At 50.9% G+C, this 25,876-nt stretch carries 23 protein-coding genes; 18 read left to right on the top strand and 5 right to left on the bottom strand.

All coding sequences use genetic code 11. The annotated features are described in order from the left end of the window. Window positions 1-389: 389 nt before the first annotated feature. Both ACQKPA_RS10380 and ACQKPA_RS10375 read left to right on the top strand, forming a co-directional pair. Window positions 390-1,049 carry a TetR/AcrR family transcriptional regulator gene (locus ACQKPA_RS10380; RefSeq protein ID WP_427491901.1) on the top strand — a complete coding sequence of 220 codons (660 nt, stop codon included), beginning with the start codon at window positions 390-392 and terminating at the stop codon, window positions 1,047-1,049. 112 nt (window positions 1,050-1,161) lie between these two features. Further along, on the top strand, window positions 1,162-2,307 hold the full coding sequence (locus tag ACQKPA_RS10375; RefSeq protein WP_427491899.1) for a choline esterase: 1,146 nt from the start codon (window positions 1,162-1,164) through the stop codon (window positions 2,305-2,307). Window positions 2,308-2,507: 200 nt separating this feature from the next. On the opposite strand, the gene ACQKPA_RS10370 is transcribed toward ACQKPA_RS10375, so the two are convergent. Together ACQKPA_RS10370 and ACQKPA_RS10365 are read right to left on the bottom strand one after the other, a co-directional pair. After that, complete coding sequence (locus ACQKPA_RS10370) at window positions 2,508-4,010, bottom strand: sensor histidine kinase (protein WP_427491897.1); 1,503 nt, start codon at window positions 4,008-4,010, stop codon at window positions 2,508-2,510. Further along, complete coding sequence (locus tag ACQKPA_RS10365; protein WP_427491895.1) at window positions 4,007-4,693, bottom strand: response regulator transcription factor; 687 nt, start codon at window positions 4,691-4,693, stop codon at window positions 4,007-4,009. Before ACQKPA_RS10365 ends, ACQKPA_RS10370 begins: the two co-directional genes overlap by 4 nt. 237 nt (window positions 4,694-4,930) lie before the next feature. Between ACQKPA_RS10365 and ACQKPA_RS10360 the strand changes: the two genes are divergently transcribed. The 4 genes from ACQKPA_RS10360 to ACQKPA_RS10345 all read left to right on the top strand — a co-directional run bounded on the left by ACQKPA_RS10360 (window position 4,931) and on the right by ACQKPA_RS10345 (window position 8,093). Then, entirely contained in the window at window positions 4,931-5,695 is a 765-nt protein-coding gene (locus ACQKPA_RS10360) for a pirin family protein (protein ID WP_427491893.1), read from the top strand. Window positions 5,696-6,030: 335 nt separating this feature from the next. Then, window positions 6,031-6,918 (top strand): C40 family peptidase, encoded by an 888-nt coding sequence (locus ACQKPA_RS10355; RefSeq protein ID WP_427491891.1) that lies wholly within the window; start codon window positions 6,031-6,033, stop codon window positions 6,916-6,918. Window positions 6,919-7,111: 193 nt separating this feature from the next. After that, window positions 7,112-7,309, top strand: coding sequence for a YwbE family protein (locus ACQKPA_RS10350; protein WP_053490029.1), 198 nt, complete (start codon window positions 7,112-7,114; stop codon window positions 7,307-7,309). Window positions 7,310-7,478: 169 nt separating this feature from the next. After that, window positions 7,479-8,093: a hypothetical protein gene (locus tag ACQKPA_RS10345; protein ID WP_427491889.1), complete on the top strand. Its 615-nt coding sequence runs from the start codon at window positions 7,479-7,481 to the stop codon at window positions 8,091-8,093. Between the two features lie 69 nt (window positions 8,094-8,162). Here ACQKPA_RS10345 and ACQKPA_RS10340 read toward each other — a convergent pair whose 3' ends face one another. After that, window positions 8,163-8,525, bottom strand: a complete 363-nt coding sequence (locus ACQKPA_RS10340) for an AMP-dependent synthetase and ligase (RefSeq protein WP_216532558.1) — start codon at window positions 8,523-8,525, stop codon at window positions 8,163-8,165. A 75-nt stretch (window positions 8,526-8,600) separates the two neighbouring features. After that, complete coding sequence (locus ACQKPA_RS10335) at window positions 8,601-9,086, bottom strand: GAF domain-containing protein (RefSeq protein WP_427491887.1); 486 nt, start codon at window positions 9,084-9,086, stop codon at window positions 8,601-8,603. A 189-nt stretch (window positions 9,087-9,275) separates the two neighbouring features. Here ACQKPA_RS10335 and ACQKPA_RS10330 point away from each other — a divergent pair, with 189 nt between their 5' ends. Beyond that, on the top strand, window positions 9,276-9,581 hold the full coding sequence (locus ACQKPA_RS10330; RefSeq protein WP_427491884.1) for a hypothetical protein: 306 nt from the start codon (window positions 9,276-9,278) through the stop codon (window positions 9,579-9,581). A gap of 101 nt (window positions 9,582-9,682) precedes the next feature. Here the strand turns inward: ACQKPA_RS10330 and ACQKPA_RS10325 are convergent, their stop codons facing one another. Continuing rightward, a complete protein-coding gene (locus ACQKPA_RS10325; protein ID WP_427491882.1) occupies window positions 9,683-10,705 on the bottom strand; it encodes an alpha/beta hydrolase in 1,023 nt (340 codons plus the stop codon). A 224-nt stretch (window positions 10,706-10,929) separates the two neighbouring features. Here ACQKPA_RS10325 and ACQKPA_RS10320 point away from each other — a divergent pair, with 224 nt between their 5' ends. From ACQKPA_RS10320 to ACQKPA_RS10270, 11 genes are all read left to right on the top strand, one after another. Further along, the gene (locus ACQKPA_RS10320; protein ID WP_427491881.1) at window positions 10,930-11,511 is read left to right on the top strand and encodes a GNAT family N-acetyltransferase; all 582 of its coding nucleotides are present in this window, start codon (window positions 10,930-10,932) and stop codon (window positions 11,509-11,511) included. A gap of 1 nt (window position 11,512) precedes the next feature. Beyond that, entirely contained in the window at window positions 11,513-12,271 is a 759-nt protein-coding gene (locus tag ACQKPA_RS10315) for an energy-coupling factor transporter transmembrane component T family protein (RefSeq protein ID WP_427491879.1), read from the top strand. A 123-nt stretch (window positions 12,272-12,394) separates the two neighbouring features. Then, window positions 12,395-12,985 (top strand): ECF transporter S component, encoded by a 591-nt coding sequence (locus tag ACQKPA_RS10310; protein ID WP_427491877.1) that lies wholly within the window; start codon window positions 12,395-12,397, stop codon window positions 12,983-12,985. A 4-nt stretch (window positions 12,986-12,989) separates the two neighbouring features. Then, complete coding sequence (locus ACQKPA_RS10305) at window positions 12,990-14,573, top strand: ABC transporter ATP-binding protein (protein WP_427491875.1); 1,584 nt, start codon at window positions 12,990-12,992, stop codon at window positions 14,571-14,573. A 168-nt stretch (window positions 14,574-14,741) separates the two neighbouring features. Beyond that, on the top strand, window positions 14,742-16,262 hold the full coding sequence (locus ACQKPA_RS10300) for an MDR family MFS transporter (RefSeq protein ID WP_427491873.1): 1,521 nt from the start codon (window positions 14,742-14,744) through the stop codon (window positions 16,260-16,262). Between the two features lie 261 nt (window positions 16,263-16,523). Further along, window positions 16,524-18,314 carry a sensor histidine kinase gene (locus ACQKPA_RS10295; protein ID WP_427491871.1) on the top strand — a complete coding sequence of 597 codons (1,791 nt, stop codon included), beginning with the start codon at window positions 16,524-16,526 and terminating at the stop codon, window positions 18,312-18,314. Further along, window positions 18,295-19,932 carry a response regulator transcription factor gene (locus tag ACQKPA_RS10290; RefSeq protein WP_427491869.1) on the top strand — a complete coding sequence of 546 codons (1,638 nt, stop codon included), beginning with the start codon at window positions 18,295-18,297 and terminating at the stop codon, window positions 19,930-19,932. The genes ACQKPA_RS10295 and ACQKPA_RS10290 overlap by 20 nt, the downstream gene beginning before the upstream one ends. A gap of 97 nt (window positions 19,933-20,029) precedes the next feature. Next, window positions 20,030-21,718: a sugar ABC transporter gene (locus ACQKPA_RS10285; protein WP_427491867.1), complete on the top strand. Its 1,689-nt coding sequence runs from the start codon at window positions 20,030-20,032 to the stop codon at window positions 21,716-21,718. A 173-nt stretch (window positions 21,719-21,891) separates the two neighbouring features. Continuing rightward, entirely contained in the window at window positions 21,892-22,782 is an 891-nt protein-coding gene (locus ACQKPA_RS10280; protein ID WP_427491864.1) for an ABC transporter permease, read from the top strand. Window positions 22,783-22,803: 21 nt separating this feature from the next. Beyond that, window positions 22,804-23,682, top strand: coding sequence for a carbohydrate ABC transporter permease (locus ACQKPA_RS10275; RefSeq protein ID WP_427491862.1), 879 nt, complete (start codon window positions 22,804-22,806; stop codon window positions 23,680-23,682). Window positions 23,683-23,722: 40 nt separating this feature from the next. Then, a complete protein-coding gene (locus tag ACQKPA_RS10270) occupies window positions 23,723-25,795 on the top strand; it encodes a beta-galactosidase (protein ID WP_427491860.1) in 2,073 nt (690 codons plus the stop codon). Window positions 25,796-25,876 lie beyond the last annotated feature (81 nt).

Raw genomic sequence — 25,876 nt, 5'->3', positions numbered from 1 at the left:
CCTTCATTTGACATTCTCGTACCGTCTGTATTGTACCAAATTGTCAGGATATAAGGAAAAATTACGTGAGCGAAGACAGTAGGTGACATTAGGGTGTTAATTTAAGGTTTATATTGCACTTATTTGAAATTTTATTTTGCACTAAAAAGCAAAAAGAGGATTTACGAATAATTTAGCTCACAATCCTTTTGGGTTAACTATTTAAATCCCTATAACTAAGCTATCTCTCGGAGCCTCTACAACAACTCCATTAACTTATCTCTTTTGGAAGGATAATGTTCTATGCAATGGTTTTAATCTTTTATATTAATATTTCAATACTACTTGACATGTGAATCAATTATCAGTATGGCGTGAATGGATTCACACTTCACATTAAGGAGTAATCTATGCCAAAAAGTACTTTCTTTCGTTTAGATGAAGCAAGGCGCGAGGAAATATCTAATAGCGCTATGCATCTTTTTGTAGATAATTTTTACGAGGATATAACTATGAAGATGGTTTTGGATAGCTTGTCCATGCACCCCGGAACATTTTATCGGTATTTTGAAGACAAAGATGACCTTTATTGTCTCTTAATACGTAATGTGACCCAGAAAAGAGCTGCGTATTTTAATAACATTAATGAAGATTCCCTTTTCCGGTTTTTCCTTACTGGCTTATTCGGTAACGTTAATGGCATTGTGACCGAGCCACTGAATGAGTTGGAAATCAAACTCACTAAAACATTTTTATACATTCCTGAGAACATTTTGCTCAAAATATATCTGAATGTGCTAAAGGGCGAGTCATTCCCCTTAATCAAGGACATTTTACGCCGTATGAGGGTTGATGGATATCTCCGACCTGATATTGACGACGACCTGATTTCTTTTATGTTTGAGTCAATGCAGTTTAATTTAGTCATGTTTTTTAGGGAATTCGATATTAAGGACTCTAAGCTGCAACATAAGATTAGCAAGTACTTTGCTGACTTTATGAGTCATGGGCTGCTTGAAGATCATAAATATTCTGAAATTGTTAGCGATATCAAGAAAGCCAAGGAGTAGATATGATTCACTGAAGATAGGATGTAATCGTTTCACAGTTTTGAAAAGCGCTCATAGAACAATGTATGTATTTCACATTCGCCACTTTTATTAATTAAGGGGGAACAAGAAAATGAAAACTTATGACGCATTTCCAGAACCAATTGGCGGCTATACTGTCGGTCGAACCCAGATGGATTTTGAGTACACGGCATCAGATCACTCAAAAAGAGAACTGACGGCGTTTGTGTACTATCCGTCCAACAGTAGCGAAGGTAAGACTACATCAACGTACATGTTTCCTGAAGTCTACGAAATGCTTAATGAGCAGCCACTTATCACTGCGTATCTTAAAGGGAAGGATGTTTTCTCTATAGATATCAAGACCCAGTGTTACGACGACCTTGCTCTCTCCGGGAAGGAAAAGCGCTATCCGGTGTTATTCTATGTTTGCGGCGGGGGCGGTTCTCCAGAATGGGGTACAGTGATCTGTACAGACTTGGCAAGCATGGGATATGTTGTGGTAAGCATCGGCCATCAGAATAGCACGATGTATAAGCGTAAAGATGGGCGCCTGGTTAATGTATCAAAGGATTTTTCAGATGTCATTATGGCGTTTTCTGAAGATCCGGAGATGCTGGCGTTGGCTGGTAAAATGGAGATGCGGCCTGACGATGAAACTGCCATTGAGATGTGTCATAACGTGCTTACACTGCCGATACTTGCCAAGTTAACAGAGTATAGTGAATTACAGGCAGAAGATGTAAGGTATGTAGCGGATTATCTTTACAAACTGGACTCTGGAGAGCTGAATTCCATCCTTAAGGGCAGATTGTTGCTTGACATCGGCATGGGCATAGTCGGACATTCTTATGGAGGGCCTACGACGGCGATTGTTTGCCGGGACGACGACCGGTTCGCCTGCGGGATTGGCTTGGATAGCGGTGCGTTCGGCCTTCAGGGCAGCGACCTTAAGAAACCCTTCTTGCTACTGTTTTGTGAACCTAACTATAACATGAATGCGATAATTGGCGCTAACAATAGCATGGAAACCTATTATTTCTCTGTTGATCGTGTTGCGCATTTAGATTACTGTGACATCGTGTTTACCAGTGTTAATGAGGAACTCAGAGGCGAACGGGATGCTATGGAGATGCGAAATCTTGTTACAGACTATACGAAGAACTTTTTTGATCATTACTTACTGCAGAAGGCTGCAAGTGTGGAAAGTCTGGCATACGATGGCGTAGACTTGATCAAGAAGACCAGCAACAAGTGACATAACCGAGAGGGTGCTGATAAACGCATATCAAAGAGCTAGCCGTACAGACACAAAGCCGAGAACCCTATTACGCGGTTATCGGCTCTCTCATATTTCAGGCATTTTTTTCTATTTGAGTATCTATCGACCGGTCTATTGGAGATCATGATCATTCATGATCTCTTTTTGTTGTTTTCTGATTTCGTGTTATTTAGCAATCAAGGAGGGGATGAATGGATACCCGGCCATTCCGCACGAAAAACCGTTCCTTGGTTGACCGTGCTGTTCACGCTCATCTGCCCCCCATGAGCGGAAATGATGGATTGGGTAATGGATAATCCAAGACCCGCACCACCATACTGTCTGGTCCGGGATTCGTCGATTCGGTAGAAACGCTCGAACAGATGAGGGAGATGCTCCTTCGGAATCCCGGCTCCGTTATCGGCAACCAGCAATACGACCAGCTCCTTGGTTTTATTAACCGTTACGGTAATCTGCCCTGTGGTAGAGTCCGTATGCTGTACCGCATTATGAAAGAGGTTATAGATGACCTGTTTGATCTTATCGGGGTCACATTGGCACAGCACCGGTACCGCTTGAATCGCTACACTCCTGCCTTGGGCAAGCATCCTGAGATGAGGCTCCATTTCAAGCAGCAGCTGATCCAGCCGGGTTTCCTGCAGATGGAGCTCCGGCTTGCGATCAAGCTTGGCTAACAGAAGTAAATCCTCGACCAATTTCTTCATGCGCTTGGATTCCCCGTGCATGCTGGATAGTGCAGCATGCAGCTGCTCCGGGTTGTCGGCGGCGCCGCGGCCCAGCACCTCCAGAAAGCCGTGAATCGAAGTCAGCGGCGTTCGCAGCTCATGGGAAGCATCGGCAATAAACCTCCGCATCTGCTCTTTGGCTTCGCGTTCGGCTTCAAACGCATCCTCGAGCCTTTCCAACATGCCATTAAACGATTCGGCCAAGCGGTCAATTTCCCGTTGACCCTGAACGGCGGGAAAACGCTCCGCCAAGTTTCCGGCATCCGTGCGTGCTACCGTTTCGACCATTCGGTTCAGCGGGTGGAGCGTCCGGCGCAGCAAAGGCAGGTACAATGCAATCCCCGCAGCCATGGCAAGTAAAGCCAGTACGGCAAAAATCAGCAGCTGCCGCAATAGAACGGCATGCAGCGGCTGCGTATCCAATCCAAGCTGCAGCACACCTGAGGGGCTGTTTGGGTTGCCGTAAGGACGAAAGACTATGATCTGCTCGGTGCCTTCGGCATTATCGATCACTTCATACGAAATAGGCTGACGCCCCTGAAATTTCTTCAGAATCGCTGAATAAGCCTCTGCTGTCAGCTGTGGTGCGGACAGACCATTGCCAGCAGCGAGGTCGGTGTAGCCTCCGTCAGCTTCTATCTTGGCAAGCGACATATTCGGCAGAAAAAACATAGGTCTGTCTCCCTGACGCGGATTTTCCGGAAGGGCTTCGTTATTTCGCCCTGCAGACCGATTGCGCGGCTCCCGATCAGGCTCCCACACCTCCACGGGGATAGAGCGAGCCTGAAGGGAAAGCGCCTCGGCTTGATTGCGGAACAGGGCATTTTTCATTAACACATATTGCAATGCGCCGATCAGCACGAGCAGAAGCGCCAAGACGATGAGGGATCGTGACAAGAGCTGCGTACGTAGAGACGTAGGTCCGGATGAACGTGTACGATTTCGCAAACTCATGGCAAATCAACCCGGTAGCCGGCTCCGCGAAGCGTGCGAATGACCCGGTGTTCCTTATCGCCGAGCTTCTCGCGCAGGGATCGGATATAAACCTCCACGATGTTGTCCTCTCCGCCAAAGTCATAATCCCACACAATATTCAAAATGTTCGGTTTACTCAAAACGCTGCCGTGTTTGGTCACAAGCAGCTTAAGCAGCTTATACTCCGTGGGTGAGAGCTCAAGAGCCTCCCCTTGGTATGCAATTTCTTTCTTGCGGTCATCGACGGTGAATGGGCCAAGCTGGAGTTCACCCAGCAGGCTCGGGAACTGATTGCGCAGCCTTGCTTGAATTCGGGCAAGCAGCTCTTCGAAACTGAAGGGCTTGGCCATATAATCATCCGCGCCGATCAGGAGGCCCTTCACACGGTCATCAATCTCGTCCTTTGCGGTAAGCATGATGATCGCGACATCCCGGCCCTCCTCCTTCAACCGTCTGCATACCGCAAGTCCGTCTATTCCCGGCATCATCACATCGAGAACGATGATATGCGGCTCGAATAGGCTTGCTTCCATTATTGCACGTTCCCCATCGGGGGCTGTTCGCACCTCAAACCCTTCATTATGGAGACCAAGCTCCAGAAACTGCAGGATATGCGGCTCGTCATCCACGAGCAAAATGCGAATACGATGCATTGATTCCATAACACAAAACTCCCCTTATCTCATTCCTTCAACTTTATCATACGTGCTCATCCTGAATGAAGACTGAACGTAAACTGAAAATATACTGAAAAGTGATTCGCAAATATGCATCCTCAATAAGGGAATTTAAGGATGTTGATATATATTCTGTTATCGTGGATACTATCTTAAAGCCGAGACAATCAAAGCAGCACCTGTTCAAGGTCATCATGGATGGGTGAAAGGAGGAGACTGGACATGATAGGAAGTGTATATCCACCCGAGGATCAGAGCAAGGGCTCTCTCGATGGAGGAAGGATAACGGAGCAGAAGCCGATCGGTTTCTCCGGAGAAGGGTCTGCCGTGACCCGGGTGGGGCCGCTTTTCTATTGGTCCTGGTTCCGTTCGCCCGTCGAAGGTTATATCGCGCCTCATCCCCATCAGGGTTTTGAAATCGTAACTTATATGATTCAGGGGAAGGGCGTTCATAAGGATTCGCATGGCACGCACAATGAGTTGGGGCCTGGAAGCCTGCAATTGATGAGGGCGGGTTCCGGACTAACACACGAGGAACGTCTCACTGGGCCGGATGCCGAAGGATTTCAGATTTGGTTCGAGCCGTATCTTCGCGATTCATTGAAACAGAATCCTGCCTGTCGTCAGTATCGACCGGATTCCTTTCCGGTAACCCGTATACAGGGTGGGCTGGTTAAAATGATAGTTGGCGGTTCTGCACCAACTGATTTGTCCGTTGATGTGAGGATGCTGGATATTCAGATTCTGGCCGGGAACGAAGCTCAGTATGAATTGAAGTCCGGCAGGAGAGCGGCTGTGCTTGCGGTGAGGGGAGCGGGCAGCTTTTGTGCCGAAGAGGAAAGTCTCCTATTTCGTCAGCGGGACTTTATGGTAATGGATACGGAGCATGGCGAGACGTTAAGCCTTAAGGCGCAAGAGAATGTCAGGGTCATCCTGATTGACGTACCGGAAAACCCTGGATATCCGCTCTATTCCAAGAGGCCATAAGGTTAAATGTTTACAAAATTGTAGTGGAATGAAATTTAGGATGTACGATAAACTAGAGTCTGTCAGATGGGTACACCCGTCTGGACAGGCTTTTTTTAGCTGTCGGAAGGATCCAAATATATTCTCTCATGCAACAATAATAAGAAAAGTTACGTATATATGGTAAGTAGAAAGACCCAACAGAGAAATCCGGAGTTCGTTATACCGGATTAGTTGGGTTATTTTGGTATGTTTTATTTCTAAAATAATCTATTTATACTAAATTAAAGTATAAAAAGTGACTATAGTCCCCCTCTTTACCAATAGTTGGCATGCGTTTTTGTGAGGATGGTAGCATGCGTCCCGAGACATGGCCTGTCTATAATGATTGCGGGATCACGAAAAATGACAATTTCGTCATTCCACAATCTAACGAGATGGGGGAGATCATTATTTTCTCGAAAAAAAGCTTTAAACAATTGATGGCCGGAGCGCTTCTATCAGCAGCGGTTCTTGGTTCTTACGGATATGGGTCTGTGAATGAAGTGGCTGCTGCCAGCGTGCAGTCAGTAACCAAAGGTGTAGCAAGCTCGAATGTGTATATGCGCAATCAGCCTTCGACTTCGGGTAAAGTCTTGGACCGTGTGTATAAAGGTGACAGCGTTCAAATTTTGGGCAGCAGCTCAGGCTGGTATAAAATCAAAACTTCGGACGGCAAGCAAGGTTATGCTTCGTCTAAATATATTAACCAAAGTAACGGCTCTTCTAACAATTCCGGCAATTCGGGAAGTACCGCGCCCTCTACCAATGCCAGCGTTGAAAAAGTAATCAGTGCAGGGATGAAGTATCTGGGCACGCCATATGAATTCGGTTCTAACCGCAATTCAACGAAAACCTTCGACTGCTCCGCATTTGTTCGCCGTGCATTCATGGACGGTGCTAACATTACGCTGCCAAGCGATTCCCGCAAGCAAGGGCAGTACATCAAGGACAAAGGAACAGCTGTTTATAACGTGAATCAATTAAAACGCGGGGACCTGGTATTCTTTATGAGTTATAGAGGTTCATCGGCGTCCGCTTATGCCGGATTGGACAAGTCCAAACAGCGGATCACCCATGTAGCTATTTATCTGGGAGACAATAAGCTGCTGCATACGTACTCGAAACAATCCGGTGGTGTCCTTGTAGGTACCTTCGGTGATTCCTGGAAAAATCGCTTCGTGCATGGCGGAAGCGTCCTGTAACGCATCATTATCATTTTTTTTCATTGAGTATATTCCATACTTAGAATGAGATAGAAGGACTGTCCGATTAGGAGATCTGAATGATCTTTAACGGGCAGTCCTTTGTTATTTGGGATTTGCTTTTCACCTTTGATTTCAGTAAGGTGGACAATAGAGAACGGACAGCACCAAGAAATGGACAGGAGGGACGACGATGAATGGTGGGCAGCGTTCCAATATCAAACCGGGACTTGAGGTTGATATCGTATTGAAGCAGGATCAGCGAACGGGCAAATTAACCCGCGGCGTGGTCAAGGATATTCTGACCAATTCCCCGAACCATCCGCATGGCATTAAAGTACGCCTTCAAGATGGCCAGGTGGGACGGGTAAAGAACATTTACGAGTCTTGAAATTCGATGCAGTCCTGCGGCTTCACAATTCAGGCTGCCATTAATTAATAGTACAGTTTGATTATAAGTCGATCCAAAACTTCGCAAATCTGAGGAGTCTTGGATGCGGATTTTTTGCATTTCTATGCAACATTGCCCTCAGATCATCCGTCTGGAGGTTGAGGTGAAAATGAAGATGAAAAGATACCTTTATATGGGGTTTATCTTGATGTTGATTATGTTAACAGGTTGTGTGAAGCAGGAGACACTAGGGGCGGCTCCGTCTGATCCTGCATTGAATAAATCTGCCAGGGGAAGTCAGGCGGAAATGACCGACGGCGACTTCGTGTATCGACTCGTTAGCGAGAAAGAGAAGTATGAACGGGGAGATCAGGTTCAAGTATACGGGGAGCTGGAGTATATCGGAGAAAAAGATGAGATTACGATCGGCCATGCGGCCTCCGCTTTTTATTTCCCGATGAAAGAGCTCACAAGAGACTACAACATCAGTTATGCCATGAACGAGCCCTATATTACAACCAAGCTGAAAAAGGGCGAGCCACTCCGCGAATATTACAAAATCGGCGGTGGATACGACAGCAGGGACGACAAGAAATTCAAAGATTTCATCCATTCGCTGAAGGATGGTTTCCCGGGCGGGCGCTACGTCGTCTACGGATCCGCCGATTTCGTGATTGATTCACAGTCGCACGGGGCGGACCAGGGCGGTTCGAATGGGGAAGAGCCAAAGAGGTATAAGATACAAGCCGAGATCGAATTCAGCGTAAGTGAAGAGAAGAAGTAAATAACGATGGAAGGGGTATCTCGCAGGTCTTATCGACCTATGAGATACCCCTTTTTAACATTCTTATGCTTATTGGAAGCCTTGGCCTTGATGTGTGTTAGGAAAACCCTGTTGGCCAAACGAAGGCTGAATGTGCTGTGTTTGGTTATGAGCTTGCACGGAATTCTCGACTTGCCGAACGATTTGGGAGATTTGCTGATACTGCTGCATCGCTTGTTGATGGCCTTGAAGGGCAGACTGGATCATCTGTGCCGCTTGGCGCTCACGTTGAGCGAGCTCCTCCAGGCGGGCTGCATTTTGCTGCTCCTGCTGCATCAGCTGCTGGTACATAGCCGAACCCTGCTGCGTTTGCTGTGTCAACTGCTGAAGAATCTGCTCGCACTGACGAATTTGCTGCGAAAGTTGCGAGTAGTTGTTATTCATTTGATACATAGCGTGTATTCCTCCTAAGAATTGTGGTTTCAAATCCTTGGTTAGTGTACGGAAGAATACGTGAAAACATCCTGATTATAAAGTGAGCTGGCCCTCCAATATATGGACAAACTCCTCCAGAAAAGATTGGTCCTCCTGGTCGAAACGGTTCTTTAGCGGACTATCGATATCGAGAACGCCATACAATGCCCCATCCACCATGATCGGAACGACAATCTCGCTGTTCGAAGCTGCATCACAGGCAATGTGCCCGGGGAATTCATGTACATCGGGAACAAGCAGTGTCGTCTGTTCAGCCGCAGCCGTGCCGCAAACGCCACGATTCATCGGAATCCGAATGCAAGCGGGCAGTCCTTGGAACGGCCCGAGCACCAGTTCTTTGCCATCATAGAGATAGAAGCCGACCCAGTTCGTATCCGATAGAAACTGCTTGAGGAGCGCAGAGGCATTGGACAAATTGGCAATGGCATTGGGCTCATCGTGTATAAGTGCTTTTAACTGGTTCAGGACCTGGGCGTACTGCTCGCTCCGGGTGCCTTCATAAGGTGTGTTTTGAAACATGTGGATTTCCGTCCTTCCTATAATCGCGTTGGTTCAATGACCTTAGTATAAGTATATGATATTCGTCAAGGGACAAGCCACGAAGAAGAGAAGAATCAAGTGGATCCGGCTGATTCCTCTTCCAGGTGCAAGGGTAATGTATGACATGACCAGGTGTTTATTTTAATCAGATGGAGGGAGAGAACCTTAATGCGGGCAGACGTACAGAATTTGTTTATCGGTATTCATATGCTCTATCACGCCCATGAACGGGACCTAACGATCAGCGAGATGCAGCCCGAGCTGGAGCGCCATGGATATAAGGTAGGCGACCGGGAGGTTAAGCATGAGCTCGAACGCTTGACCGAGGAGAACTTCCTGACGGCGCACGGGGAAGGATACAGCCTAACGGGAGCCGGGATCGAGGAATTCAAGGAAATTCAGAGCAGGCTTAAGGAGTTATGTGATGAGGTGCTTAAACCGGTGAATCCGAAGAAGGCAGACTCCATGGTGTAGTTAGATAACAGCATAACATTAGAAGAAGCCCTCGACTCACGCTGGTTCCTATGCGTGCAGGCGGGGGCTTTTTTGAAGAGATATAAAGTATCAACACCGGTCTATATCGTTTCAAGTGAGCCGTCCAACTCCAGCTGGAAAGGATGAGGGGCAGGCGCAGCTTCCGTTTCCGGCTGTGAGACTCGTTCAGCGTCCACCTGCGGTGCTCTTACGGGTTGAGCTATATGTTCACGAAGGAAAGAGTGCACGCTCTCCCGATATTGCTTGGGATCAACATGATAAGCGTTCGCATGGATAGCGCCTTCGATAAGAAGAAGTTTTTTCGGTTCCGGTTTGGCCTCAAACATCTCGATACTCATCCGGGTAGGCACGTAATTATCCTTGGTACCATGAATAAACATAACCGGCAGCATGCTGTTCCGAACAGCACGGATCGGACTGACTTGATCGAGGCTGAACCCGGCTTTGCGCCGTATTCTGGCATTGACCCAAGACAGGAACGGCACCGAAGGGATTTTGTTGATGCGCGTAAGCTGATGCCGCATTAAATCCGTCAAATCGGAATACGGACAATCGGCGATGACTAGCTTGACCTGCGGCTCGGCAATGGACAAATATTCAAGCACGGTTCCGCCTCCCAGCGATTGACCATGAAGCCCAATGGCCACATCCTGGCCATACTGTTGAATAAGCCAGCGCACCCACGCCTGCACATCGTGTTTTTCATAATAGCCGTACGTGGTATAACGTCCTTCGCTTCGTCCATGCCGGCGTTGGTCGATGAGAAGGACATTGTAGCCCTCTTCTGTGAACAAATCGATGAATTGGCTGGATACGGCTCGGGATCCGGTATAGCCGTGTGCGAGAAGCATCCAATGCTTGGAGCCGGGATTGTTCTCAATGGCTGCGCCGCACAGCTTCAATCCGTCAAAACTCGTGATGACCACTTCGTTCTTCTGAAGGGACTCATATTGCTCTCTGCTGTACAGTCCGGCTTTTTCCAGCACGGTGAACAGCTTGAGATCGTTCTTTACTCTCATCCTTGTAATCTGCAGATATCCGATTTGTGTAATGGCAGCGGGAATGACAACGACGGCGAACAGCAAGACAATCGCGATATTCATACTCAGATGACTTTCCTCCTTCTTCCGTACTGTACAACGGGGCTGTAACATGCATATTGACGGAAGCCTCCCGAATCCATCAATATAGATACATCCAGCTTCTAAAGATACTGAAGGATGACCAGGACACGGGTTAAATATTCGCTATACTCTTTTATACACGACATAGTATCACCGGAAACAGCCGATACAAGTCAGATTTTTTGCAAGGAGGTGCAAAAACCATGTATGTCTGCAAGGGAATCATTTCGGAAATGAATGGCCGGCGAATACGGCTGCGCAGGATGGAGACGGATGATGCGGAAGCGATGTTCCGCTGCTGGTCCGATCCGAATACGACCGCTTTTCTGGATTTGCCCGCCATGCGTTCGGTTGAGGACGCAAAGGCATTGATTCATTGGCTGCATCTGCTTGCTGAGCAGGACGAGGCCATCCGCTGGGGCATCGAAGCCATCAACACAGGCCAATTGATCGGCAGCTGCGGGTTTAATATTTGGCAGCTGGATGGCGCGTTCAAAGGCGAGTTCGGCTGTGAGCTCATAAGCGCTTTTTGGGGGCAGGGCTTCATGTCGGAGGCGGCCGAAATGGTTGCGGCATTTGGGTACACATCCATGGGACTAAACCGGATTGAAGCTTTTGTTGATTCGAGAAATGAACGGGCATGTCGTTGGTTTACGAGGATCGGCTATACGCGCGAAGGCGTCTTAAGAGATTATCGCCATACGCCAAGCGGTTATGTGGATGCCGTCGTTTTTTCACGGTTAAGAAAAGAATGGGCAAGGCCGATAGAAGGGCAGGAGTTGTAATATGCTGATTCAATATGAGAAGGGTAACACGCTTCTTCATCGATATGATCCATTAAGCAAGCTGGTGATATTATTTTGCACCGCTGTGATAGCCATGCTGCTTGATCAGGCCTGGCAGCAGGCGTTATTCCTTCTGTTATGCATTGGACAAGCTCGATTTGCAGGCCAGGTGTCAGGCAAGCGGCTACTGGGAGGGATCCGGCTGATTGCGATCGTTGCAGTACCCTATTTCATTCTGACCAGCCTGACGGTCAAAGGAGAGACCATATGGCTGCAGTGGGGACCCATCTCCCTGACGGTGGAGGCGCTAAACGCTGCGGGTGCCATGACGCTCCGGATGTTTACCTTGTTTCTAACCTCGATGGCTTATATTTTGACGACAGATCCGAGAGAACTGGTAGCCGAATTGACCAGACGTCTTCGAATTCCTTACCGGTTTGCGTTTGGCATATCCGCTGCGTTAACCTTTATCCCGCTGTTGGAGGAAGAGGGAACCCACATATTAGCTGCCCAGCAGGTAAGGGGCCATCGACCACCCAAGGGCCTTGGTAACCGCATTCGCTACGGCTTGAAGTTTGTATCGGCTGTTCTGCTCAATGCGCTGCGGCGTGTGCAGCAAACGGCGGGCGCTATGGAGTCCAAAGGCTTTGGCGCGTATCCGGAACGAACGTATCGTACGGAGGTTAACATTCCTTTATGGGCGGTCATATCGGCTGTCATATATGTGCTAGCAACTGTTGTTGTGTGGTTGATTGCTTGAATTGTTAACCGTTTATATTCGAAATTAGGTTGACGATTGGGGCGGAAGCATGCAAAATATGAAATGAAGCATCCGAAAGTGCTAGTTACAGCCAATCATGGCTGGAAATAAGGAGGACTACATTTGAATTCAACATCATCCCCAAAAAAATGGTTTGCTTTTACGACGCAGGAAATAATCCTGATGGCGATGCTGGCTGCCGTCAATGCCGTTCTAACTGTATACATAGGGCCGGTTAACAAGCTGCTGAATAGTCTTGGCGGACCCATCGCAACTTCGACAACGACGGGCATCTACATGGTGTATGGGCTCTTGGCATATTACATCATTCGTAAACCGGGGACGGCGGTCGTCACCTTTGCGATTGGCGGCACGATTCAAGCTCTGACCGGTACGGTATACGGCATTGCCTCGTGTTTTGTGGCCGCAGGCTGCTACATGATCGTGGCGGAGACGATTTTCGCGATCTACCGATACAAAAAGTGGAGCGCCGGCGCGCTCATGCTGGTTGGCGGGGCGATGGTACCGCTCTGGTTCCTGTTCGCGGCCAACATGTTCGGATATACGTCCTGGCCGCTCGAAGTGCTTGGCATTGCGCTGGTGGTGCGTATTCTGAGCGGCGTGCTCCTCTGCGGCCTGTTAACCAAAGTGTTAGGAGAGGCGTTAGTGAAGACGGGCCTGCTTCGCCGATTCGCTGTTGCCGTGAAGGGATAGTTCCATGTCGGGAACAACGGTAACATGCCGGGACCTCGGATTTCTTTACGATGGAGATGAGCGCCCGGTTATACAGGATCTCCATCTGGAGATCGAGCAGAACGGGTGGGTCGCGATCCTCGGGGCAAGCGGTAGCGGGAAGTCAACGCTGTGCCAGCTGCTGTGCGGTCTTCTTCCACGGAGCGGCGGAGGTACAAGAACTGGGGAAGTGCTATTGGATGGTTTCGATCCCGCAACAGCGCCGATTGCCGACGTGGCCGAGGCGGTAGGGGTACTGTTTCAAGATCCGGATGCACAGCTCGTTCAGGGCATCGTAGAGGACGAGGCGGCCTTCGGTCCTGAAAATATGCGGGTTTCACCCGCTGAAATCGAGGAGCGGGTGGTGCAGTCCCTTACGGCGGTCGAGCTGCTGGAGCGCCGGATGGATCCGGTGCGCAGCCTGTCCGGCGGACAGCGGCAGCGCACGGCCATTGCCGCGGTGCTGGCGCTGCGCCCGCGGCTCTTCGTCTTCGACGACGCCTGCGCCAGCCTGGATGCCGCGGCGCAGGCGAACTTCCTGCAGCTTTGCCATAAGCTGCAGGCGGAGGGCCGGACGCTCATCACCGCGTCCGGCCGCTTTGACGATGCCGCGCGCGCCGCGGGGCGCGTCATCGTCCTGGACGGCGGGTCCGTCGTGCTCGACGGGCCGCCGGAGGAGCTGCTGCACCGCTGCGGGGAGCAGCTGGTGCAGCTGGGCTTGCTGCCTCGGCCCGCAGGCGAGGCAGCGGGTGCCGCCGCTGGGGACAAGCGTGTCCCGGCGGCAACTCCCCCGCATCTGGCAGCGCGCCATGCGGAAGCGCCGATCCCCGCAGGTTCCGTGCCTGCGGCGGTAACCCGTGCGGAAGGCGCGAGACTGTCTACCGTCTCCCCGCTGCTCCAGATCAATTCGCTGACGTTTGCCTATCCCGGCGGCCGGGAGGCGCTGCGCGATATCGATGCGAAGATTGATCCCGGCGACTGGGTGCTGCTGACCGGGGAGAACGGGTCCGGCAAAACGACCCTCAGCCGGCTGATCATGGGACTGCTGCCGGCTCCGGCAGGCAGCATACGCTGGCAAGGGGAAGATACGAAGGGAATGGCCGTCTACCGCAGAGCCGAGATGATCGGCTATGTGTTCCAGCAGCCGGAATATATGTTTACCGCCCCGAATGTGTGGGAGGAGCTGATTTACAGTCTTCATGGAGGGCTGTCCGTGAAGAAGCGTCCGGAGCTGTCTGCTGGCCAGCAGCAGCGCGCTAGGTTTCTTTTGGAGAAAGCGGGACTTACGGATCGGCTTCAAATGTCTCCCTACCTGCTCAGTCAGGGGGAGAAGCGCCTTCTGAGCATCATCAGCCAATTGATGCTGCAAAGAGCGCTGTACATCCTGGACGAACCGACGTCGGGGATGGACTATGCCGCCATCGATAAGGTGATCGAGCTGTGCCTTTTTGTCATTGGGGAAGGTTCGGCCATATTGATGATTACGCACGATCCCGAGCTCATGAAGAGACATGCCACTTCCTATATTCATCTGCGAAGCGGGAAAATGACTGTGCAACCTTCGCTGTAACCCTTATAATAGAAATGTTACATGATGTGAAAGCGCTCCTGGTATCGGGAGGCGCTTTTATGCTGTTGGCCCCGGTTTTTATCCTAATTAGAAGGACATATCGGAAACCTGATACAGCAGGGACTGGAATCATGCCGGGGCTTTCTAGAGTAAAGGGGACGAAGGAACGTGGGTGTATTAAAACAAGACAAACGCAGTTATATCCTGGTCGGTATTTTGTTATCCACCTTTATGGCTGCGATTGAAGGAACGGTAGTCGGCCCGGCGGGTCCGGCCATTATCAGCAGCTTCGGCAGCGTAAGCCTCATGAGCTGGATTTTTACGGCCTACCTGCTGACGATGGCGGTAACGACGCCGATTTTCGGTAAAATAAGCGATTTATATGGACGCAAGCCCGTATTTTTATACGGCTCGCTGATCTTTCTCGTAGGCTCATTGCTGTGCGGCCTGTCGCAGAACATGACGCAGCTGATCATATTCAGGGCAATCCAAGGAATTGGGGCCGGTGCGGTTATTCCGGTGACCTTCACGATTGTCGGAGACATTTACAATCTGGAGGAACGAGGGAAGATTCAGGGGATGATCAGCTCCGTATGGGGAATCTCTTCTCTGATCGGACCGCTGCTTGGCGGGTATTTCGTGGATTACCTGTCCTGGCACTGGATCTTTGTTTTTAATGTACCGTTTGCGCTGTTATCGATATGGCTGATTTTCCGTTATTTCAAAGAGGAGCGCACCAACCGCGAAGTATCGATCGATTACGGGGGAGCGGCCCTGTTTACCGTGGGAATGACGGCGCTGCTGTTTGCGCTCGCGGTAGGCGGCGGAGAGAGCTATTCCTGGAATTCTCCGTTCATGCTCGGTTTGATGATCGGTTCCGTGGTGCTGCTCGCTGCGTTCCTGGTGGTGGAGAGCAGGGTGAAGGAGCCGATGCTGCCGCTCCATCTGTTCAAGATCCGGGATATTACGGTATCGACGGTAGCCAATATTCTGGTAAGCGCGCTTATCATCGGGCTGACCACGTATTTACCGCTGTGGATTCAAGGGGTTCGGGGCGGCAACGCGACCTTGTCGGGCCTGACATTAGCCCCGATGTCGATCGGATGGTTGATCGGATCGATTATCAGCGGGCGCCTGATCATTAAATCCGGTTCCCGGAAAACGGCGATTATCGGCGTCGTATTTCTAATCATCGGAGCGGTGGGATTGGCGTTCATGCATAAGGATACGATGCTGGGCGTGCTGCTGGTTTTTACGTTCATTTATGGGGTCGGCTTCGGATATATCTCCACCTTGTTTCAGATCATCGCGCAATCCTCGGTGGGTTATGAGGTCCGGGGAGCTTCCACGGCGCTGAACTCCTTCATCCGCACGTTCGGTCAGACCGTGGGCGTAGCGGTGTTCGGATTATGGGTAAATGCGGGAATTGCGGGCAGACTTGCGGCGGAGCCGGATGCCGCAGGCATTACCAGCGACGATATTAATAAGCTGCTCTCTCCGCATAGCATGGCTGAACTGCCGGAAGGGTCAGGCAGCCTGCTGAGCGGAATACTGGAGGGCAGCTTGAATTCCCTGTTTGTGGTGATGGCCGTGATGGCGGTGATCTGTATGCTGATCGTGGCCGCCTTCCGCAATGCGCCTCCTGAGCCCGAGGCGGGAACGGAAGAGACACAGCCGTCAGGCCATTGATGGATGGACTCATGTAAGGCATATATTTTTTCATAGCATATTTAACAGGATCCCGGTCTCTTTGAGGCCGGGATCCTGTTTTTTTGTTTAATGCTGCTCTTTGCGGACTGCAAACGGCCATCTCGCCAACAATCCCCTTCGAAAGTGTCTGAAATCTTGCTTATATGCCCTACACGGCGCAGGGTGAACTCCGATATAATAAACATATTTCGCTCTATAAATGAACTTCTCATACTACATAACCCAAGGGGCTGCCTATGTATGTCCAAATTTAATCTGTTCCGAAAAATCATTCTGTTTATTTTTCTGATGTTGATTCCGATTGTCGGCCTCTATTTCTATTCGAACCAAACCACGACGAACGTGCTCAGCAAGGAGCTCAGCCAATCGAATACGAACCAGCTCGTCTTCTTTCAGAATCAGGTGAATACCAATATCGATATTTTGGCATCGTGGCCGAATTTGCTGCTGCATGACCCGGACATTTCAAGCTTTCGGGATATTTATTTGCAGGATAAATATCTGAACCTGGACGCGATTAACCTGGTGAAGCAGATTCAGACGAAGCTGAGCATACAGGAGAGCTCTTCGAACTGGCGCAGCCATCTGGCCATTTATTCCCCGTCCCTTGGGCGGGTGGTCACCGAAAGCGATGCCGGGTTTTACTCGCCAGAGGAGCTTGCGGAGGACGTGAAGCCGGGCTGGCAGGTCACTCCTTATGATGAGGGGAGCGATCGGCGTTTCCTGTTTGTCTGGTATTCGGTGGCACCGTATTCCACCCAGCATCATACAGGCAGGTCAAATACCGTGATCAAGGTTGAATTCGACAGCACCAACATTCAGGATATGCTGGACCGCTTTAAAAGCGACGGAAGGAGCGATCCGTTCTACTATAAACCGGATACCGGCGTTATATACAACCGTACCGCGGACCAGGAACTGATTAACCATATGATTGCGGAGCTGGGTCGGGAGCCGCTCCAAGACGCGGAGAACCGCGTGAAGGAAGTGGGCGGCAAAACCTATTCGGTCAGCATCGTGTTATCGGAAACGACCGGATGGTATTTGATAGACTATATTCCGCTAACGGACATTGTGAAGCCGATCCATACGTCCAACAGGCTCTTTTATATATCGATCGCCGCACTGCTCTTGATGAGCTGCCTCGCCGCATACCTGCTGTACTCCCAGGTTCAGGTTCCGATCAAGCAGCTGGTTTATGTGTTCCGCAGGCTGCAGGCCGGGGATTACGCGGTGAGGATGAAGGTATCGGGCCGAAACGAGTTCAGTTTTCTGGCTACGCGATTCAACTCGATGGTGGAGCAGATCCAGGAGCTGTTCGAGCATGTATACATGGAGAAAATTCATGTCAGGGAAGCGAAGCTGAAGCAGCTGCAGTCTCAGATCAATCCCCATTTCTTCTATAATTGCTTCTCGTTTATCACCAGCATGGCGAAGCTTCGGAAATACGAAGCCGTCGTGGCGATGTCGCACAACTTGTCCCGGTATTTCCGCTATACCACACGTCAGGAAAGGGAGCTGGTTCCCTTGCCCGATGAGATGGAGTTCGTTACGCATTATTTGGAAATTCAGCAGATGCGGATGAGGCGTCTGCAATATCATCTTGATTTGACGGAAGAAGCCGAAGGCATGGAGATCCCGCCGCTGGTCATTCAGCCTTTGGTAGAGAATGCCGTACTGCATGGTATTGAACCTCATTCGGGTGACGGCGAGATCAGGGTAACCTTCCGAATTCTGGACGGCGTGGCCTGCATCCAAGTGGATGATAACGGAATCGGCATGAACGGGCAAAAGCTGGCCGAGCTGGAGGCTCGGTTGAACAAGCCGATGGATCAGGAGATGGGATGCGGCGTCTGGAATGTTCACCAGCGCATGCGCCTGCGTTATGGCGAAGAAGCCGGCCTGCGGTTTGCGGCATCTCCGCAGGGCGGGGTACGGGCTGTGCTCTATTGGCCGCTGCCGGATCGCTTGGGAGGAATCAATCAAAGTCAGGGCAGGGGGCAGGGAATTAATGAATATCTTATTGGTTGATGACGAGAGTTATGTCACGGAAAGTTTATATCAGACCATTCCATGGCGTGAGCTGGATATTGAAGAAGTGTATCAGGCTTCTTCCGCCTTGGAGGCGATCGACCTGCTGGAGGAGCAGGACATCGATGTGGTGGTCACGGATGTTCGGATGCCGGTCATGACCGGCCTGGAGCTGGTGGAGACCATAACCGAGCGCTGGACGCATATCCGCTGCATTTTACTTACGGGTTATTCAGATTTTGAATATGCCAAGCAGGCGATTCGGCTGCAGGCATCCGATTATATTTTGAAGCCGGTGGATGATGACGAATTCATACGGAGCGTGAGCTCCGCCTTGGCGTCAATCAAGGAGGAGCGGAAGGAGCTTGGGCAGTACCATCAGTTGATGTACAGCCGCAAATCGGATCTCGGCATTCTGCGAAACAGCCTCATGCATGATCTCTTGCTGGGACGCGAGATACCGCGCCCTTCACTCGAACATAAGCTGCATGAATACGAGATCCCACTCCGAACAGACCGGCGGACGGTCATGCTGCTAATCCAGCTCGGGCAGAAATTTACAAGAATGGACGACCATTCGGTGGGCCTGATGGAATATGCCATCGGCAACATTGCGGAGGAGGTATTTGCCGAGCTGCTCCATGTGTGGTCCAGCAAAACGCCGCATAACGGCTTGATTCTGTTGGCTCAGTCCAAGAGCGGGTCCAAGGCAGAGGAAATGGAAACATTCGCGGATTCCGACGCATTGAAACGGTATGTAATCCAGTTTCAACAGGATGTGGACAGCTATCTGAAGGGAAGCATTTCAGTTCTCGTGTCGGCCTCCTTTGATTTTCCAGAGGAATTGGCATCCGTTTATCGGTCGGGATTAAGCTCGCTTTACCTCTGGGGAAACGGAGATTTTGAAGCCATCCGGTTTGCTGAAGACCATGATGGCCGGCTGCGTGAGCCTGTATGGGACGTTACCCAGGCATTTGCCAAACCGCCCAGCCTGCTGCATCTGCTGGAGACAAGGCAGTGGGATGCCGCCCGGGACAAAATAGAACAAGTCTTTGCAGAGCTTGAAACCGCATTCATTGGGCAGACGGCGTTGTATGAAATGTTTTTATCGGTTGCGAATGCCTTTATGTACCTGGCTCATAAGCAGGGCCATTACGTTCATCAGCTGGACCAGGCCGGCTGGGATCCCCTGTATATTCAGCAGGTGGTTCAGTCGGCTGTGAAGCTGCGTTCCTGGTCGCTTGATATGCTGAACAAACTTCATGATATCTCCTCCGAGCAGGAGACAACGAGCAAGAGCCATATCATCAAACAGGTTCAGGAGATGGTGACTGCCGATTCGGGTCATGACCTGTCCGTCAAGACGATTGCGGACCGGGTATTCCTGCATCCGGTGTATTTATCCAAGATTTATAAGAGTGAAACCGGAGAGGGACTTGGCGATTATATCATCCGCAAACGAATGGAGCGGGCGTTATACCTGCTGAAGCATACAAACAAGAAGATTTATGAAATTACCGCTGAGCTTGGCTACCAGAACCCGCAGTATTTTAGCAAGATGTTCCGGAAGCACTACGGGATGACGCCGAACGAATACAGAGACCAAGGATGTTGCTAAAGGTGCAGAAATCTTCGATTCGTGACATAGGATGCAGCTGCCAGCCCCTCTATAATTAAACATGTAATCCATAAGGTGGTAGAAGGGGGATTTAGATATGAACGCTAGAAGAAAGAAATGGTTCCCGATCTTGGCCGCGTCCTTGCTGCTGGCCGGATCCTTGGCCGGATGCTCCGGCGGCGGGGAGTCGAAGCCGGAAGCGGGGCAGCAGCCGGCCGAATCCAAAACTGAAAACGTCTACAAAGAGAAATACGATCCGGAAGTTACGATTACAACGGTGTGGGGCGTCGATCCAACGCTGCAATTCAAGAATGGGGAAACGATCGAGAACAACGTGGCTACGAAGTGGGCCAAAGAGAAGTTCGGCATCAACATCAAATCGCTGTGGTCCATTACGGATACCAACGGCGCTTTTGCAACCAAGCTGCGTCTGGCTATGTCCTCCGGACAGGAGATGCCGGATATCGTCACGCTCGGCACCGAAAATCAGCAGCTGGCCCAGGATTTGATCGATTCCGGCATGTTTGCTGAGGTCGGCACGCTGTTTGACCAGTATGCATCGGAAACGTGGAAGAACGCGATGAATCTGGATTCCAATGTGTGGAATCAGTACAGCCGGGACGGTAAGCGAATGGGGCTTCCGGTACTGGATTTTGCCTATAATCACGACTATGTATTATGGATCCGGCAGGATTGGCTGGACAAGCTGGGGATGAGCGCACCGAAGACGATGGATGAGCTTGAGCAGGTGATGGATGCTTTCAAGAATCAGAACCCATCCGGTCTTGCTCCGGATAAAGTCACCCCGCTGAGTATCGGCTTCAAAACGTCCATGAGCACCTGGATGGGCGATCCGTCGTGGATATTCGGCGCTTACGGAACGCTGCCGCAGCAGTGGAACGTGGCAGAGGACGGAAGTCTGGAATACGGCTCGGTCCATGCAGGGATGAAGCAAGGCTTGGTGAAGCTGAACGAGTGGATGAATAAAGGATATATTCCGAAGGAAGCCGCACTGTGGGATGAGAATAAGACTGCCGAGCCGGCTGTAGCCGGAACGGCCGGGATCATTCCGGGGCCCTATTGGATGAGCGGCTGGCCGCTGATCGATACCGTGAAGAATGCGCCGGAAGCCGTCTGGAAGCCTGTGCAAATTCCGGCTGGTCCTGATGGTACTGCGATGCGGCATGGAACGCAGTATACGAATGGCGTTACCCTGATCCATAAAGACATGGAGCATCCTGAAGCCTTCTTCACGTATCAGAACTACCTGTTTGATAACTTTGCGGTGTCCAAGGAAGGCGGCGAATTTGCCAATGGACTGTTTGAAGGCTATGACTTCGAGCTCGATGCCAATGGCGAAATGGTTCCGAACGATCAAATCGAAGGCGGTTATGTCAATGTCGTCCGTTATTTGCTGGTCCGCGACGGCGCCCGGATTCCGGACGAGCAGATGAAAGCACTGCTGAAGCTGGCAAAAGGGGAGAAGCCGGAGAGCCGTCTCGAAAAAGATGTCGCGGTCAACTATGGCAAGGATACGCCGGCCGCTGCCGAGGTGCTCCTCTCCCAAGAGGAGATCTCCAAGAAGAACATGTTTACGGGGGCGGTTACCGCCACCATGAAATCGAAGTGGGATTATCTCCTGAAGATCGAGAATCAAACCCTGAACGAGATCATTTACGGCAAGCAGCCGGTTGAATCGTTTGATAAATTTGTAGAGACGTGGAAAGCCGGAGGCGGTGAACAGATCACCAAAGAGGTTAACGAATGGTATCAAAGCGTGAAGTAGTTATGGTTACCGATTAATGACGGGCGGCCTGCCAAAGGCCGTCCTTTTTATGCCATTGGGGCCGCCGCAAATTGATTGCTATCGTGCCATGAATATTGGTTTTGTGGGCTACTGCGTCCCGTGGGACGGGTCCTATAATCAAGAGGTAGATTGATTTAACGGGAGGATCTTGGATGAAGAGGATGAAAAAAACATGGCCTTTCCACGTCATGCTGCTGCCAGCCCTTATCTGTCTGTTTTTATTCAGTTATTTGCCGATGGGCGGCATCATCATGGCTTTTCAGGACTATAAGCCGTGGGAGGGCGTTGGCGGCTCCGCATGGGTGGGCTTGGACAATTTTCGTTATTTGTTTGAAAGGCAGGACAGCATGCAGGTCATATGGAACACCTTGGTCATCGCGGTGATGAAAATCGTGTTCAATCTGCTGATTCCGTTCGTGTTTGCCATCCTGCTGAATGAAATCCGAAAAACGGCGCTTCAGCGGAGCATCCAGACGATGATGTATTTGCCCCACTTTTTGTCCTGGGTCATCCTGGGCGGAATTTTGATCGAAATGCTTGCCGTGGACGGCTTTGCCAATCGGATTCTGGCGGCCGTCGGCATCGACCCGATCTTTTTCCTCGGAGACAATAACTGGTTCCGGTTCACGGTGATCGTGTCTGACGTATGGAAGGAGTTTGGCTACAATACGATTGTATTCCTGGCTGCGCTGGCCGGCGTTAGCCCGACCTTGTACGAAGCTGCGGAGATGGATGGGGCGGGACGCCTGAAACAAACGCTTCATATCACGATCCCTTCCATGATTCCCATCACGATCGTTGTCGGAACATTGGCGCTGGGCAACATCCTGAATGCCGGGTTCGACCAAATCTTCAACCTGTACAATCCGCTGGTATACGAGAAAGGCGATATTATCGATACCTTTGTATACCGTACAGCAATCCTGAATGGCGAGATGGGGTTCGGAACGGCCATCGGCTTGTTTAAATCGGTGATCAGCATGGTCCTTATTCTCGTATCCTATCGGCTGGCCTCCAAGTGGGCGGGCTACCGTATATTCTAGCAGAGCGAAAGAGGGAGAGCCATGTACCATAAAACGATGGAATACCGCATATTTAACGTGTTTAATACCTGCTCGCTTGTCGCGCTGGCCATTCTCTGCATCATTCCGCTGCTTCATGTGCTGGCGATTTCGTTCAGCTCCAAAGCCGCTGCCGACGCCAGTCTGGTGGGATTATGGCCGGTCGATTTTTCGCTGGAGGCTTACAAGAAAACGATCAATAACCCGGCGTTTTTGCACTCGATCTGGATCTCTATTGCGCGTACCGTATTAGGAACGGCTCTAACGCTTGCCGTAACGTTCCTGGCCGCATACCCGCTGTCCAAGGAGAACCGCGTCTTCCGCAGCCGCAGCATATACTCCTGGTTGTTTGTGTTCAGCATGGTGTTTAATGGCGGCCTGGTGCCGTTCTATATCGTGATTCAGAAGCTGGGCTTGATCAACTCCTTCTGGGTGCTGGTCATTCCCGGCACGGTGAATACCTTTCTGGTGATCCTGATGCTGAACTTCTTCAGGGGGATTCCTAAAGAACTGGAGGAAGCGGCTTTCATCGATGGAGCCGGCCATTTCAAAACGCTGTTTAAAATTTATTTGCCGATCTCGCTGCCCTCGATTGCCACGATTGCGCTGTTCAGCATGGTGTTCCATTGGAACTCATGGTTTGACGGGCTGCTGTATCTGAACAATGCCAAGGACTTCCCGCTGGCGACCTTCCTGCAGACGGTTATTATCCAGCGGGACATGAGCTCGATGAGCATGAGCCCGAAAGAGATGGAGCTGTTGTCCCAGACGACGGTGAATGCCGCGCAGATCTTTATCGGCGCGGCGCCCATCCTGCTGGTCTATCCTTTTTTGCAGCGTTTTTTCGTTAAAGGGATGACGCTGGGTTCTGTCAAAGAATAAGAGATGCGATCCTATCAGGAAACAGGAGGTTTAACTTACTATGAAACGAACGTTTAATCCGATTAGCTCGCGCGTACCGCACATGCTGCATGGCGCCGATTATAATCCGGAGCAATGGCTCCGTTATCCCGAAGTGCTCGAAGAAGACATCCGGCTGATGAAGCTGGCGAATTGCAATGTGATGTCTGTCGGCATATTTTCATGGGTTTCATTGGAGCCCGAGGAGGGGGTATTCACGTTTGATTGGCTTGACGGCGTTTTGGACCGTTTTGCCGCCAATGGGATTTATGCTTTTCTGGCTACGCCAAGCGGCGCAAGACCGGCCTGGATGTCGGAGAAGTATCCCGAAGTGCTGCGCGTAAACGAGAGGCGAGTCCGTAATTTGCACGGCTTCCGGCATAATCACTGTTATACTTCGCCAGTCTATCGGGAGAAGGTTCATACGATCAACAGGAAGCTTGCGGAGCGGTACGGCAACCATCCAGCCGTGATCGGCTGGCATATCTCGAACGAGTTTGGCGGCGATTGCCATTGCGGCTATTGTCAGGACGCATTCCGGTCTTGGCTGCAGGCGAAGTACGCTACGCTGGATGAGCTGAACCATGCCTGGTGGACCGCATTCTGGAGCCATACGATTACGAATTGGAGCCAGGTTGAATCTCCGGCACCACACGGAGAGACGCAGGTTCATGGAATGAACCTGGATTGGAGACGGTTTGTAACCGATCAGACGGCGGATTTCATCCGACACGAAATAGAACCCCTCCGCAGGGTCAATCCATCCCTTCCGGTTACGACTAACCTGATGGAATATTTTGAAGGACTGAATTACTGGAAGTTTGCCGATCTGCTGGACGTGGTGTCCTGGGACAGCTATCCGACCTGGCATGACCAGGGCGGGAATGAGGCCGTGCAGGCAGCCCGCGTTGCCATGATGCATGATATCATTCGCTCGATCAAAGGCGGACAGCCTTGGATGCTGATGGAGAGCACGCCAAGTCTGACCAACTGGCAGCCGGTGAGCAAGCTGAAGCGTCCGGGTATGCATTTGCTGTCTTCCATGCAAGCCGTTGCCCATGGTTCGGATACGGTGCAATATTTTCAATGGCGCAAGAGCAGGGGATCGAGCGAGAAGCTGCACGGCGCCGTCGTCGATCATGTCGGTCATGAACACACCCGGGTGTTCAGCGATGTGGCCGAGGTCGGGGACTATCTCAAGAAGATGGATGCCGTTGTAGGAACGGGCATTCCGGCGGAAGCGGCGGTCATTTTTGACTGGGAGAACCGTTGGGCTATCAATGATGCGCAAGGTCCACGGAACAAGGGAGTCAAGTATGAAGAGACTGTACAAGAGCATTACCGGGCTTTATGGAAGCAGGGAGTGCCGATCGATGTCATCGATATGGAGCAGGACTTCTCCAGATATAAACTTTTGGTAGCGCCCATGCTGTATATGGTTCGCCCAGGCGTGGGCGAGCGGATTCAACAATTTGTGGAAGCGGGCGGCACGTTTGTTGCAACGTATTGGTCGGGAATCGTCGACGAGTTTGACCTTTGCTTCCTTGGCGGATTTCCGGGTCCCCTCCGTAAGACGCTCGGCGTATGGTCGGAGGAAATCGATGCTCTCCATGATCACGATGTCAATGGGATCGTAACGAATGACGGAGGGGGGCTTGGCTTGGCCGAGGCCTATGAAGCCGTTGAGCTGTGCGACCTCATTCATCTGGAGACGGCGGAAGCACTCGCCGTTTACCGGTCCGATTTCTATGCGGGACGGCCAGCATTGACGGTCAATCAGCTCGGGAAGGGCCGGGCCTATTATATCGCCTCCCGGAACAAGGAGCTGTTTCATTCTGATTTTTACAAGAAGCTTGTTGAACAGACTGGCGTCCTTCGGGCGCTGCCGGTGGAGCTGCCTTCGGGCGTTAGCACATCCATTCGTACGGATGGAGAGTCGGACTACATTTTCGTGATGAACTTCTCTGGCGAAGCAAAGCGGGTCACGCTGGACGGAACCCGATACAACGATTTGATCTCGGGCGAAGCCATAGGGTCAGAGCTTGCGTTGGCGCCTTACGGAGTGAAGGTGATTAAGAAAGGGGCGAGTACGTAAGCCGACTTAGCCTTCCATGTTCCGATTCGTTTCACAACATGCTTCTTCCCAGGGACAGGTGCCTTCGTACGGTGCCTGTCC

Origin of the sequence: Paenibacillus sp. NPDC093718, from assembly GCF_050279985.1 — a bacterium.
Taxonomy (GTDB): domain Bacteria; phylum Bacillota; class Bacilli; order Paenibacillales; family Paenibacillaceae; genus Paenibacillus_AQ.
This window is presented reverse-complemented; position numbering and strand designations above follow the sequence as displayed.